Origin of the sequence: Emticicia sp. (assembly GCF_049241225.1) — a bacterium.
Taxonomy (GTDB): domain Bacteria; phylum Bacteroidota; class Bacteroidia; order Cytophagales; family Spirosomataceae; genus Emticicia.
Map to the genome: position 1 here is coordinate 35534 of NZ_JBMLRC010000020.1, position 12892 is coordinate 48425.

Sequence of the window (12892 nt, forward strand, 5' to 3'; positions counted from 1 at the left end):
TTATAACTCCAAATTATTAATTATCGGCTTTTTCGTTTAGCTTTTCAAGAAGCATCTTGTTAAAATTTGCTTCGGTACGTTTGAGTTCAGAAAACTGTCGAGGAGTGATTGTTCGAAGAATCTTATTCATGTATTCTTCTTCTAAATCAAGTTCTTTTCGGCGAAGATTTATAACTTGTTTTTGAGCTGAAAGTATTTTATCATCAGTTGCAGCCAACGAAACTGCATCTTCCATGGTGCGACGGATTGATTTTTTTAATTCGATTTTTTTGTTTTCGTATTCATTATAAACCGCCCAAAATTGTGGAGCTTGCTCGGGTGTTAGGTTTAGCCTTTCGGTAATCATACCTATTTTGGCAGAATGAATTTTTTGCAATCTCCCGCCGCCGCCACCTTGTCGGTTTTGTGCCATTGAGATTATCGGAATAAGCAGCAGTATAAAAACTATTTTTTTCATCGTACTTGGGGTCTGACTGAATGTCTGACCAGTTTATGGTAATAAAACTCTATTTTTGGGGTCTGTCAGACCTCTTATTAAATTTCTTCTTCTAAATCTTGATTTTCGAGATGCTCCAAAATTGCTTGTTTATCAAGATTCAGGCCATCCAATACTTTATTATCAGCTGGCTTTATGGTATTCTGAGCTGCTTCAGTACTTGATTCGTATTCGAGATAACTTAAATCTTGGGTTTCTAAATACGTTTTTATTTCATCATTGCTTACCTTTTCTAAGGCCAGTTTGGTTTTGTCTTTATTATACTCAGCAATTCCGAACCATAAACCCGCCATCAGAATGACACTTGCCGCAGCCGACCATCTGATTTTTTGAGTTTGCCACCAATTAACATTAATTACTTTAGCTTTTTTGGGGGCAATATTTGATAAAATATTTTTGCTTAAGCCATCAAAATAGCCATCGGGAACTTTGTAGATATTCGCTTTGCCAAACCTCTCAATATTTGTATTAAGCTCAAGTTCTTGGAAATAGTTTTCTGGAACTTTAAAAATATTAACTTTTTCTAAATCTTCTAAGCTAATATTTTTCTTTTCAGCTTGCTCAATTCGTCCCATAATTTTGGCCGAAAGTGTATCGAAATAGCCTTCGGGCATTGAGAAAGGCATTTTTTTAGCTGATTGATTTTGAGTTTCGACCGCTTCGATTGTCTGTCTTAAAATAGCAGCATTGAGATTTTCAAAATAATTAATTGGTATTTTGAAAACGTTGATCTTTGCTATTTTATCTAATGAAATCATCGTGTATTTACTTCAAAAGTTTATCAGAACGTTGTTTTGACAAACATATTTTAAAATGGTTTAATTTTTTTATCAAAAACTTGCTTCTTCGCTGTTAAGCGTTTCTTCAATTTTCTTGACTGCTAAATGATAAGACGCTTTTAAAGCTCCAACCGAAGTGCCTGTTATTTCAGAGATTTCTTCGTATTTCATGTCGTCGTAATACTTCATATTGAATACAAGTCGCTGTTTATCAGGTAATTGTAAAAGTGCTTTTTGTAATTTTATTTGTATTTCATCGCCCGAAATATAATCCTGACTTATCGAACTTTCAAGCGTATTGAGCAAATCAAGACTATCGTCGTTTTCGAGTGGTACGTGATTCTGACGACGTTTTTTTTGTAAAAAATTTAGACTCTCGTTGGTAGCAATTCTGTAAATCCATGTATATAGTTGTGAGTCAGCTCTAAAGTTTTGCAGGCCTTGCCAAACTTTTATGAAGGTTTCTTGCACAACATCGTCGGCATCGTCGTGGTCGATTACCATCTTACGAATATGCCAATAGATTTTCTGCTGATATTTTTTTATCAGTTGAGTAAATGCTTCCTGACGTTTTAAATCGTCTTGAAATTGTAATAGCAGTTCCGAATCGGAGATCATACAAAAAAATCTTTGATATTGGTTTGACTGATTAAATTGCCCAAAGTTTAATTTAAAAATGAATAAGTATTAAGAACAATTTAATTGACACTGTTTTGCCAGAGGAACACGAAGTACGAAACGGAGTTATACAAGGAAAAATAGCAAAACTCTGTGAAACTCCGGGCAACTCCGTGGCGACCGACGCTCGGTAAAAAAAAACTTTCAGTTTAATTGCTACTTTTGCTAAAAATAAAAAAGTGCTAATTACTTGGTATGTAATCAGCACTTTTTATTGAGTATGTAAGTATTATCCTTTTCTTGCAATCACTTTCAATGCTTTTTCAACGATTGTTGCAGCATTTAAGCCGTATTTCTCCATCAATTGAGCAGGAGTTCCAGACTCACCGAATGAATTATCTACCGCTACGTATTCTTGTGGAGCTAAAAAGTTTTTCGCTAAAGTCTGAGCAATTGCATCGCCCAAACCTCCATTCATTTGGTGTTCTTCGCACGAAACTACGCATTTTGTTTTACGAACAGATTTCAAGATAGCTTTTTCGTCTAGAGGCTTGATAGTGTGAATATTAACGATTTCAGCACTGATGCCTTTTGCTTCCAAAATTTCACACGCTTGAATTGCTTCCCAAACCAAGTGACCTGTTGCAAAGATACTTACATCTTTACCTTCCGAAACCATCCATGCTTTTCCGATTTCAAATTTTTGGTCAGGAGCTGTGAAAACTGGCACAACTGGGCGACCAAAACGTAAGTAAACTGGACCTTCGTGTTCGGCAGCGGCGATTGTGGCCGCTTTTGTTTGGTTAAAATCACAAGGATTAATAACTGTCATATTTGGTAATGAACGCATCATGGCTAAATCTTCTAAGATTTGGTGAGTTGCACCATCTTCGCCTAATGTGAGACCAGCATGTGAAACGGCAATCTTAACGTTTTTGTCAGAATAAGCTACTGACTGACGGATTTGGTCATATACACGGCTCGAACCAAAGTTAGCGAAAGTTGTAGCAAACGGAATTTTTCCACCGATTGTCAAACCAGCCGCTACACCTATCATATTTGCCTCAGCAATACCGCATTGGATAAAACGCTCAGGGTTTTCTTTGATGAACGTATCAATTTTCAATGAACCCACTAAGTCGGCACAGAGTGTCACGACATTAGGATTTGTGCGACCAAGCTCGGTCATGCCCGCTCCGAATCCAGAGCGTGTATCTTTTTTCTCGGTAAATGGATATTTTGTCATTTTTATAATATCGTTTTTCAAACAATCATCAATGAGTGTTTGATTGGAGAGGTTTTCTTGAATAACTTAAACTTAGTATTGATTTGGTTTAATAATCTCCCAAAGTCTCTGGTAGTTGAGCCAATGCTGCTGCCAATTGCTCGTCGTTTGGAGCTACACCGTGCCATTTGTGGCTTCCCATCATGAAGTCAACGCCAGCACCCATTTCAGTTTTTAATAAAATCATTACTGGTTGACCTTTGCCCAATAAACGTTTTGCTTTACGCAAACCCGCTACTACTTGTTCCATGTCATTACCATCTTTGATTTCCATTACATTCCAGCCGAATGCTTTGTATTTAGCTTTCAAATCACGGTTCGACATTACTTTTTCAGTCGGGCCGTCAATTTGTTGTCCGTTTAAGTCGATGATACCAACCAAGTTGTCCAATTTGTGGTGCGGAGCGGCTTGTGCTGCTTCCCAAACTTGTCCTTCTTGTTGCTCGCCATCGCCCATTAGGCAATAAACCGTAGTTTTTTCGCCATTCAGACGTTTCGCCAATGCTGCACCAATTGCTACCGACAAGCCTTGTCCGAGTGAACCTGACGCAATACGGATACCTGGAAGATGCTCATGCGTAGTCGGGTGACCTTGTAAACGTGAATTTATTTTACGGAAAGTAGCCAATTCTGCTTTATCGAAATAGCCTCTGTGAGCCAAAACGCTATAAAAAACAGGCGAAATATGGCCATTTGAAAGGAAAAATAAATCTTCGTTTGTGGCGTCCATGTTAAAAGTAAGGAATCCGCCTTTACCTTTACGGTTGTTGATTTTCATTTGTTGGAAGTAAAGTCCAACAATTACATCAGTACAACCTAATGAACCACCTGGGTGACCTGATTGACAGCCATGAACCATTCTAACGATGTCTCGACGTACCTGCGAAGCGATGTCTTGTAATTCTTTGGTTTGCATTTACAAATAATTATTAAGTGTCAAATATACAATTAATACAAAAGTAATAAAAAAATATAAAAAAGGAATATTTTACTTAGTATTATGCAAAAGTAAGCAATACATCTTGCTTTCAAAACACAAAAACCTCACGAATGTGAGGTTTTTGTGTTTTGAAAGGTTTATCGTGTTAAAAATCAGCTGTTTGGGTTTATCCTAATATCTGCTCGGCATGATTTTTTGTATCTACTTTCTGAATGATTTCTTCGATGATACCTTTTTCATCAATCACGAAAGTTGTGCGTACGATACCCATGTAAGTACGGCCATACATTGATTTTTCGGCCCAAACACCATAATCATTCACAATTTTTTGGTCGGTATCGGCCAGCAAATCAAATGGTAACTCGTATTTTTTTATGAATTTTTGATGCGATTTTTCGTCGTCAACGCTTACACCTAAAACTACATATCCTTTTGCCAAAAGCGTTTCATAATTATCTCGAAGGCTACATGCCTGTGCGGTGCAACCAGGTGTGGAATCTTTGGGATAAAAGTATAGTATTACTTTTTTGCCTAAATAATCTGATAAATTAACGACGTTTCCTAGTTGATTTTTTGCTTGAATTTTTGGAGCTGGACTTCCTACTTTTAGAGACATTTTTCTTGCTTTTTGAGGTTTTCTTCGATGATGACTTCTTCGTAACTTTTTTTATGGCTCTTTGTGTGGCAATAAATTCGTCGATATCGACTTCATAAACAGCCAAATTACCTACATTATCTGTTACCTCTAACTTCAAATCACCGTTAAATGTTTCTGACTCATCAAGTTTTATTGACCAAATGCGGTTAGATTTATATTCGTAGTCCATCAATACCCAGCGGCCATTTACATAGCAGTTGAAGTTTTTGATACCCGAAAGTGCATCTGAAATCGTAAATCGCAATTCGGTTGAATCAATTCTTACCGGTCTAATATTGGGAGCTTCGTAATCAGTAAACACTTGGAAATCGCCTAATTCTTTGGTCTTGAACTGAATCTGATTGCCGAGCCATGTACCTCCCAAATATTTTCTACCATCATTTACATAATAGACACCTGTTTTCGGAGAGGCTGCCACTCCCGATGGAGTCCAAGTTACAGTTATAAAATCTTTAAGTGGAATTTTTTCGGTATTTATCGAAAGACGATTTCCACCTATTGTAGTTTTTAGATATAGAGTATCATAAAGGGCATCCGCAAAATCAATATTTAAATTAGGTTCTGAATAATACTGACCCTTTTGCGGTAAAACTTCTTGCTTAATGTTTAATCTTTCAGAACTGTTTTCGACTTGAATAAAATCGGCAATGCCTTTGTTCAAATCATGTAAATAAACTGATTCAGGCCCTCGACGGTAAGCTAGCGGAACGGCTGTTGGTATGCCTTTGTACTGTAGAATTGCGGCTGGTGCTTTTGCATTTTTTGCTCTTATTGCCAATGTATTTTCAGTAATTGAGGTGGATATATTCCCTGAATAATTACTTTCTTCGGCTAATTCTTCGGTAAAAGTTTCATTGGGTTGGTCGCCCTGAATCGAAAAATTCATAATTGAAGTATTGCCGTAGGTATCTTTCACCTCAACCGAAACTCGGTGGATTTCTTTATCTTTTATAACAATTTTGCCTTGATTTTGGTCAGTTTCGTAAATTGAAAGACGATTTCCATCCGCAACATAGCATTTCTGAATTCTAACGCCATTACTTTCGGCAATGTCATAATCAATATGTACATTGATGTCTTTCGAAATATCAAATGGCATTTTTTCTAAGCTAAGTTTATAGCTGGTGTTTCCATCGATTTTTACCTCAACGTCAGTTACTCCCAAACGAAATGGAGAGTTTTGGCTACGGTCATAGGTATTGAGTTCGAGACCAATTGTACCATGGGCTTTAACAATAGTTGGAATGGTGTAGTTACCATCTGCGGTGCGAGTAGGAGCAATAGAAACTCGGCCAAATTCGCCATTTACGCGTGAATAGGCATTAAGAGTTTTTAAGATAACTCGCTCAATGACAGGAGCTTGCGAATCTTGAATTTCCCAAAAACCAAATTTTAAAGGATTAATGGCGTTTTCGGCTTCATCACGAATTTCAAAGTGGAGGTGCGGCCCACCTGATGCACCAGTATTACCACCAATTCCTACAATTTCGCCTTTCCTCACCGTAAGGTCTTTTGGAGATGGTGAAAGCTCTATATCCCAAACTTGCTGATTATATTCTCTCTGACGAACGTATTGTTCGATTCGAGCATTAAAGTTTTTCAAGTGACCATAAACCGTCGTGTAGCCATTGGGGTGTGTAATATAAATAACATTCCCATAGCCACCACGCATTACTCTAATCTTTGAAACGTAACCTTCGGCTGCCGCATATACCTGATAGCCTTCTACTCCTCCTGTTCTGATATCGACACCTGCATGAAAATGATTTGTGCGTAGATCGCCAAAACCACCTGATAATGATGCTTGCTGGCCCGGCTGAATCGGAAACATAAAATAGCCTTGTGGATATTCTTGTTTTTGATTATTTTTTCTTCTTTGGGCAAAAACTCTATTTGAAGAGGTATCCGATAATAAATAGGTTATGAGCAAAAGCGTGCTTAAAATACGTGTAATAATCATAAGTACCCATAACCCCAAGTAAGGGATTTATTAATATGTAAAATATTTTAACTTCTTTTATTTATGTTTTAAATCAGATCAGAGCATCTGAATGCCAGAATCCCCAATTATTTTACTTCAAATTCTAACATTTTTTCACTCTCGATGTAAGCAGTTAGCGTATCGCCAGCTTTTACAGCCGCAACACCTGCTGGAGTTCCAGTGAAAATAATATCTCCGGTTTTTAAGGTAAAGTATTTTGAGATAAAAGCAATGATGGTATCAATCGGATAGAGCATCATTGAAGTATTGCCTTCTTGACGCAGCTGACCATTGACGTCCAAGTGAAAGTTTAGGTTTGTCAAATCTGCAAATTTTGATTTAGGAACAAAATTTGAAATAGGAGCGGAGCCATTGAATCCTTTGGCTAAATCCCACGGTAAACCCTTTGCTTTTAATTTAGATTGAATATCACGAGCTGTAAAATCAATACCAATTCCTATTTCATCGTAGTATTTATGGGCAAATTTTTCCTCAATGTTTTTTCCCATTTTACTGATTTTAACCAATATCTCAACTTCATGATGAATGTCTTGTGAAAAATCAGGATAATAAAATGGCTCTCCGTCGCGTAGAATTGCCGTTTCGGGTTTGGTGAATATAACGGGTTCGTCAGGTCGTTCGTTATTAAGTTCTTTGATGTGTTCGGCGTAGTTTCGACCAATAGCGATGATTTTCATGAAAAAATATTATAAAATTTGAAGAAAGACTTTCGGATGAATTGACAATATTTGCAAGGAAAAATTTCAATTCTGTTTACAAAAATAGGCAATAAATCATTTGTAAGCACCCTTAGCTTGGCATAATTTTTTTTAGTTTTCAGAAAAATACTTTTTCATAAGTGTGATTTTTTTAACAATAAAACGTCTAAAAGTAAATTTTAATTATAGAAAACAATGAGAACAATTTTTAAATCTTCGATCACTGCATTAGGTTTAGTGATAATTATATGGGCATGCCAGCGAGTACCACTTACTAATCGCAAACAATTTGTTGGCTTAGTATCTAACGAACAAATGATGACTATGAGCTTCACTGAGTATAAAGGTTTCATGGATACATCTAAAGTGGTATCTCAAAATAATAGAGATGCTGAAATGATTGCCCGTGTAGGTGGAAGAATCAAAACGGCAGTAGAAAATTATTTGATTCAGAATAATTATAGTCAAGTAATTGATGGGTATCAATGGGAATTTAAATTAGTTCAAAATAAAGAGTTAAATGCTTGGTGTATGCCTGGTGGGAAGGTTTGTTTTTATACTGGTATTTTACCAATTTGCAAGGATGAAGCAGGTGTTGCTGTTGTAATGGGACACGAAATCGCTCACGCTATTGCCAGTCATGGTCGTGAAAGAATGAGTCAGGCTTTAGCTGCTCAAGGTATCACACAAATCGGAGCTGTAGGTGCAGGAGTTGCAACCGGGAATCAACAAGTCATGGAAATAGCCGGACAAGTGTTAGGGGTTGGCTCTCAACTTGGCTATGTTTTGCCAAATAGCCGACGCCAAGAATCTGAGGCCGATAAATTAGGTCTTATTTTTATGGCAATGGCTGGTTATAATCCTTCAAATGCCGTAGATTTTTGGAAAAGAATGGCAGAAGCAGGTGCGAAATCACAGAAGCCTCCAAAAATGCTTTCGACTCACCCAGCCGACGAAACACGTATTGCTGACTTAGAAAAACAAATGCCACAAGCACAGAAATATTACAAGGCATATACCAGTAGATAATGATGGAAATTAGACAAATTGAAGCTTCTGATACTTGGCCGCTAAGGCATAAAGTGATGTGGCCAAATAAACCACTCGAATTTGTAGTCCTTCTCAACGATGAAGAAGGACTACATTTTGGTGTTTATGAAAAGGAGATTCTGGTTTCTGTGATTTCCTTATTTGTAAATGGTAATGAAGGACATTTTAGAAAATTTGCCACTGATGAGTATTTTCAGGGAAGAGGTTTTGGATCAAAGCTATTAAATCATGTAATAACTGAGGCAAAACAAATGCAACTAGTAAATCTAAAATGTAATGCCCGAGTATCTGCCATCGAGTTTTATCAACGATTTGGAATGAAAGTAGCTTCTGATATTATCCGAAAAAATGGAAAGGACTATGTACTTATGGAACTGGCGTTAATTAATTAATGTATTGGTAGAAAAAGATAAAATATGCTTAACTCTCTAATTAAACTTTATGATCGTGATTTGAGACGCTTATGTGAAGAAATTGAGTCTTATAAAAATGAGATTGATTTATGGAAAATTGAATCCGAAATCAATAATTCAGCTGGCAATATTTGTTTGCACTTGATTGGTAATCTAAACCATTATATTGGGCATCAATTAGGTGGCACCAATTACGTAAGAGATAGGCCATTGGAGTTTTCTGATAAAAATATACCTAAAGCAATTCTGATTGAAAGGGTAAATTCGACTAGATTAATGCTCCATGAAGTTCTGCCGAGCATCTCTGCCGAAGTATTAGCACAAAAGCACACCACAGAGTTTTACGAGGGCAATGATACAAATGAATTTTTTTTAATTCATTTACTTTCACACCTTAATTATCATCTTGGTCAAGTGAATTATCATAGAAGATTGATAAATTAGTATAACAAAGGAAGGCTTCCCTCAAAGGGAAGCCTTCCTTATATTATCTACCAAAATCGTCTTGGACTCTTACAATATCATCTTCATCAGAAGGGTTTTCAGCATCGGTATGTTGCCAAATTTCAGCAATAATTCCCCAGCTATCGAGTCCGATTAATCTGTGTCTTTCACCCTGTTTAAGATTAATGATGGTCCCGATTGGCAATGTTTGAAGTTCGTTTTCTTCATTAGTTTCGCTGGTTACGACGCCTGCAACACCACCAATAACTTTCCAGATTTCAGCTCTGCGGAAGTGATATTGCCACGAAAGACGTTTTTGTGGAGCAACAACTAAAATTTTCGGACTAAGTTTTTGTCCAACCCCAAAATCATTGAGAGATAAGTGAGGGAAGTAAGTTTGTATAAACTGTGGAGCTTGAGATTCGTCTAAAACAAAAAAGCCACCCCACGGACGACTCTGATCTTGTTTATCGATTTTGAATCCTAATTCCAATATGTTTTTCTCAACAGTATCAAATACTGTTTTTTTTTCTGTTTCGGCTGAAAAATTCATGTGATTGTGTAAGAATGAAGTTTTAATGAATTAATTTTGCATGCAAAATTAGTGTTTTTTATGACTTAGTTCTGCTTTTTACAGTAATAAACTCAAATAGTCATATTTATTATTTTGTTTCCTCGATATTTTCAAAAAAGTAATTTAATGGGCAAATATTGAGAATCGTATATGATAACAGTTGAAAAAATTGATACGTTTACTGGGCATAGAGATTGCGTTTATGCATTAGAAAACACAAATGAAAACCACCGTTTTTTTTCGGCTGCGGGTGATGGTTTTGTTGTAAGGTGGAATTTGCAAAAGCCAGATGTTGGTGAAATGATAGCGAAAGTTGGGCATTCGGTTTATTCAATGGTTTACATACCAGCCGAAAATCATCTATGGATCATAGAAAACTTTGAAGGAATTCATGTAATTGATATCGAAACAAAAAAAGAACTTAAAACCTTAAAGTTAGCTCCAACTAATTATTTTGACATACAGGTTTACCAAAACATAGCGTTTGTTGCTGGTGGAGATGGCGTGATTTCGATTATTGATTGTGACAACCTCAATTTTATTAAGCATATAAAAGCCTCAGAAATGAGTGCTCGATGTATATCGATCAATCCGGTCGAAAGAGAGTTTGCTGTTGGATTTAGCGATAACACCATTAAAATTTTTGATTTGCAGACTTACCAGTTAAAACAAGTCATAGAAGCTCACCTTAACTCAGTTTTTACATTAAAATATTCTCCTAATTTTAGGTATTTGCTTTCAGGTAGTAGAGATGCCCGATTAAAAGTTTGGGATGTTGAGCAAAAATATGCTTTAGAAAAGGAAATAGTAGCTCATACTTTTGCCATTAATGATATTGTTTACAGCCCTGATTATAAATACTTTGCCACTTGCAGCATGGATAAATCTGTGAAGATTTGGAACGCGGAAAGCTTTAAACTTTTAAAGGTAATTGACCGAGCCAGACACGCTGGGCATGGTACATCAGTTAATAAAGTTCTTTGGACAAAATTCAACAATCAGATAGTTTCAGCAAGTGATGATCGCACTATTTCGGTTTGGGAACTAAATTTCTAAATCGATTAAATGGCATTGTATTTGAATAAATGTATTAAATTTTAAATATTAAACATACTTTTTTTGTTACTTTTGCTGATTAACTTATATTTAATTTAATTTTTGATTGAAAATATTATTTTTTGAGTATTTCAGCAATCGAAAAGGGCAGAGACCTACTGCTCAGTCATCAGAAAACGTTTCAGAATTCCCTAAAACATTTTTAAAAATGAAGATTACACCTCTCGAAATACGCCAGCATGAATTTGAAAAAACTTTTAGAGGCTATAATATTGAAGAAGTAGATAGCTTTTTGGGTAACCTTTCTCAGGAGTGGGAAAGAGTACTCAATGAAAGCAAAATGCTAAGAATGCAACTAGAAATAGCAGAAAAAGAAGCAAATAAGTTGCGTGAGATAGAAATGACGCTATTCAAAACTCTAAAAACGGCTGAGGATACTAGTACGATGATAACCGAACAGGCGAATCAGCAAGCTGACAAACACCTACAAGAGGCCAAGTTAGAGGGAGAAAAGTTTTTGATGGAGGCTCAACAAAAAGCAAATCTCATCGTCAGACAAGCCGAAGAGCGTGCAAGGTATATCAAAGAAGAAGTGCTGGGCGATGTGAAAGTGTTGGAAAGAGATTTCCGTGCGATGGATCACTATAAGACTAATCTTTTAGTACAGATGCGTAGCCTTTCAACCGCAACTCTTGAGCATGTTCAACGATTTGAAGATAAATTTGATAAAGAGGGCGTTGAGGCGAAATTCAAAGAAGCAACCTCGATGCTTACAGATGAAGAACAGACAAATCCTGAGGTTATCGAGCCCGAAAATGCGGTTGATATCATCGAATCTGTAGAGTCAGAAATTGCTGTAGTGAATGAAACAGGAGAGATAGTAGAGCCAACCACTGATTCAGTGGAAGCTGATATTCCAAGTCTGTTACCTGAAATAAATCATGAAATTGCAGAAGAGGCTGCTCCAGTTAACGTACAAGTCACCGAACCTTTAGTTGAAGAAATTATTGACGAAAAAATAATTGTTGAGGAACTAGAAATTATTGAAGACACTCAGGTAGAAATGCCAGAAGTACCAGCGACAATCGTTTCATCCTCAGTGAATAACTATATTGAGCCGGAGGTTGAGAAAACGATACCAACACCAAAAGCCGATGAATTAGATATTATCGAAGGAATTGGGCCGAAAATAGCCATGCTTCTATACGATTCGGGAATTTTTACTTTTAGAGATTTGGCAATAACGCCAGTGTACAAAATACAAGAAATTCTTGACAATGCCGGCCCACAGTTTGCACGACATGACCCAAGTACATGGACTCAACAAGCGAAACTTGCAGCTGAAGGGCGTTGGAATGACTTAGAGGCTTTAAAGTTTTACCTAGTTGGTGGAAGAGAGCCGAAAAAAGGTGAAGAAGCAGTTGAGGCTAATATAAACAATCAACAATTGCTGGAAGATACTTTAGTAGTAGAGAAGCCTGCTTTCGAATCAAATTCAGTTGTTGAAGAAACCTCATCTACGCAGTCTATTGTTGTTGATCCGAATTTAGAAGGGCATACTTCACCGAGTACTCAAATAAATCCACCAGTGGAGAATAATCTTGAGTCAATTACAGAAGAAATGCTGGAAAAAGTTAATAAAGTGAAGGCCGCAATAAGAAAAGCAATGGTGGAAAAAAATGACGTACAAATTAAAGATAACACGCCTCTGCCTACACTAAACGATATAATTGCAAAGAATGAAAGCTCGACAGGAAGCTCATTTTTTGATAATTTATAATCGAAAAAAAAAATTTTGGGAGGTTCAAGAGATGCTTCTTGAACCTTTTTTTATTCCATTCACAGAATATAGCTATTATTAATTTATTTTTAAAATACG

General features: G+C 36.5%; 14 protein-coding genes. 5 read left to right on the forward strand and 9 right to left on the reverse strand.

Features of this window, described 5'->3' with window-relative positions; all coding sequences use genetic code 11:
- Window positions 1-16 precede the first annotated feature (16 nt).
- From ACOVO2_RS01155 to ACOVO2_RS01190, 8 genes are all read right to left on the reverse strand, one after another.
- Entirely contained in the window at window positions 17-457 is a 441-nt protein-coding gene (locus ACOVO2_RS01155; protein ID WP_421768208.1) for a Spy/CpxP family protein refolding chaperone, read from the reverse strand.
- Window positions 458-534: 77 nt separating this feature from the next.
- Window positions 535-1254, reverse strand: coding sequence for a hypothetical protein (locus tag ACOVO2_RS01160; RefSeq protein WP_421768209.1), 720 nt, complete (start codon window positions 1252-1254; stop codon window positions 535-537).
- 72 nt (window positions 1255-1326) lie between these two features.
- On the reverse strand, window positions 1327-1890 hold the full coding sequence (locus ACOVO2_RS01165; RefSeq protein ID WP_421768244.1) for an RNA polymerase sigma factor: 564 nt from the start codon (window positions 1888-1890) through the stop codon (window positions 1327-1329).
- Between the two features lie 292 nt (window positions 1891-2182).
- A complete protein-coding gene (locus ACOVO2_RS01170) occupies window positions 2183-3139 on the reverse strand; it encodes a transketolase family protein (protein WP_188765047.1) in 957 nt (318 codons plus the stop codon).
- Between the two features lie 88 nt (window positions 3140-3227).
- Window positions 3228-4094: a transketolase gene (locus ACOVO2_RS01175; protein ID WP_188765050.1), complete on the reverse strand. Its 867-nt coding sequence runs from the start codon at window positions 4092-4094 to the stop codon at window positions 3228-3230.
- Between the two features lie 190 nt (window positions 4095-4284).
- Window positions 4285-4734 (reverse strand): thioredoxin-dependent thiol peroxidase, encoded by a 450-nt coding sequence (bcp, locus tag ACOVO2_RS01180; protein WP_421768210.1) that lies wholly within the window; start codon window positions 4732-4734, stop codon window positions 4285-4287.
- A complete protein-coding gene (locus tag ACOVO2_RS01185; RefSeq protein WP_421768211.1) occupies window positions 4667-6736 on the reverse strand; it encodes a M23 family metallopeptidase in 2070 nt (689 codons plus the stop codon). Before ACOVO2_RS01185 ends, bcp begins: the two co-directional genes overlap by 68 nt.
- 107 nt (window positions 6737-6843) lie before the next feature.
- Window positions 6844-7455: a fumarylacetoacetate hydrolase family protein gene (locus tag ACOVO2_RS01190; protein WP_421768212.1), complete on the reverse strand. Its 612-nt coding sequence runs from the start codon at window positions 7453-7455 to the stop codon at window positions 6844-6846.
- A gap of 216 nt (window positions 7456-7671) precedes the next feature.
- Here ACOVO2_RS01190 and ACOVO2_RS01195 point away from each other — a divergent pair, with 216 nt between their 5' ends.
- From ACOVO2_RS01195 to ACOVO2_RS01205, 3 genes are read left to right on the forward strand one after another with little or no spacing between them, the layout of a single operon-like run.
- Window positions 7672-8505, forward strand: coding sequence for a M48 family metallopeptidase (locus ACOVO2_RS01195; RefSeq protein WP_421768213.1), 834 nt, complete (start codon window positions 7672-7674; stop codon window positions 8503-8505).
- Window positions 8505-8918, forward strand: a complete 414-nt coding sequence (locus tag ACOVO2_RS01200; protein ID WP_421768214.1) for a GNAT family N-acetyltransferase — start codon at window positions 8505-8507, stop codon at window positions 8916-8918. The genes ACOVO2_RS01195 and ACOVO2_RS01200 overlap by 1 nt, the downstream gene beginning before the upstream one ends.
- A 24-nt stretch (window positions 8919-8942) precedes the next feature.
- The gene (locus ACOVO2_RS01205) at window positions 8943-9383 is read left to right on the forward strand and encodes a DinB family protein (RefSeq protein WP_421768215.1); all 441 of its coding nucleotides are present in this window, start codon (window positions 8943-8945) and stop codon (window positions 9381-9383) included.
- Between the two features lie 43 nt (window positions 9384-9426).
- Here ACOVO2_RS01205 and ACOVO2_RS01210 read toward each other — a convergent pair whose 3' ends face one another.
- Complete coding sequence (locus ACOVO2_RS01210; RefSeq protein WP_421768216.1) at window positions 9427-9936, reverse strand: phosphoheptose isomerase; 510 nt, start codon at window positions 9934-9936, stop codon at window positions 9427-9429.
- A gap of 171 nt (window positions 9937-10107) precedes the next feature.
- On the opposite strand from ACOVO2_RS01210, the gene ACOVO2_RS01215 reads away from it, so the two are divergent.
- Both ACOVO2_RS01215 and ACOVO2_RS01220 read left to right on the forward strand, forming a co-directional pair.
- On the forward strand, window positions 10108-11013 hold the full coding sequence (locus ACOVO2_RS01215; RefSeq protein WP_421768217.1) for a WD40 repeat domain-containing protein: 906 nt from the start codon (window positions 10108-10110) through the stop codon (window positions 11011-11013).
- A 106-nt stretch (window positions 11014-11119) separates the two neighbouring features.
- Window positions 11120-12793: a DivIVA domain-containing protein gene (locus ACOVO2_RS01220; protein WP_421768218.1), complete on the forward strand. Its 1674-nt coding sequence runs from the start codon at window positions 11120-11122 to the stop codon at window positions 12791-12793.
- The last annotated feature ends 99 nt before the right edge of the window (window positions 12794-12892 follow it).

Excerpts from the sequence above, each read along its gene's own strand:
- ACOVO2_RS01155 (WP_421768208.1), bottom strand. The coding sequence starts at position 457 with ATGAAAAAAATAGTTTTTATACTGCTGCTTATTCCGATAATCTCAATG.
- ACOVO2_RS01175 (WP_188765050.1), bottom strand. The coding sequence starts at position 4,094 with ATGCAAACCAAAGAATTACAAGACATCGCTTCGCAGGTACGTCGAGAC.
- ACOVO2_RS01170 (WP_188765047.1), bottom strand. The coding sequence starts at position 3,139 with ATGACAAAATATCCATTTACCGAGAAAAAAGATACACGCTCTGGATTC.
- ACOVO2_RS01210 (WP_421768216.1), bottom strand. The coding sequence starts at position 9,936 with ATGAATTTTTCAGCCGAAACAGAAAAAAAAACAGTATTTGATACTGTT.
- ACOVO2_RS01185 (WP_421768211.1), bottom strand. The coding sequence starts at position 6,736 with ATGATTATTACACGTATTTTAAGCACGCTTTTGCTCATAACCTATTTA.
- ACOVO2_RS01160 (WP_421768209.1), bottom strand. The coding sequence starts at position 1,254 with ATGATTTCATTAGATAAAATAGCAAAGATCAACGTTTTCAAAATACCA.
- ACOVO2_RS01200 (WP_421768214.1), top strand. The coding sequence starts at position 8,505 with ATGATGGAAATTAGACAAATTGAAGCTTCTGATACTTGGCCGCTAAGG.
- ACOVO2_RS01195 (WP_421768213.1), top strand. The coding sequence starts at position 7,672 with ATGAGAACAATTTTTAAATCTTCGATCACTGCATTAGGTTTAGTGATA.
- ACOVO2_RS01190 (WP_421768212.1), bottom strand. The coding sequence starts at position 7,455 with ATGAAAATCATCGCTATTGGTCGAAACTACGCCGAACACATCAAAGAA.
- ACOVO2_RS01215 (WP_421768217.1), top strand. The coding sequence starts at position 10,108 with ATGATAACAGTTGAAAAAATTGATACGTTTACTGGGCATAGAGATTGC.
- ACOVO2_RS01205 (WP_421768215.1), top strand. The coding sequence starts at position 8,943 with ATGCTTAACTCTCTAATTAAACTTTATGATCGTGATTTGAGACGCTTA.
- bcp (WP_421768210.1), bottom strand. The coding sequence starts at position 4,734 with ATGTCTCTAAAAGTAGGAAGTCCAGCTCCAAAAATTCAAGCAAAAAAT.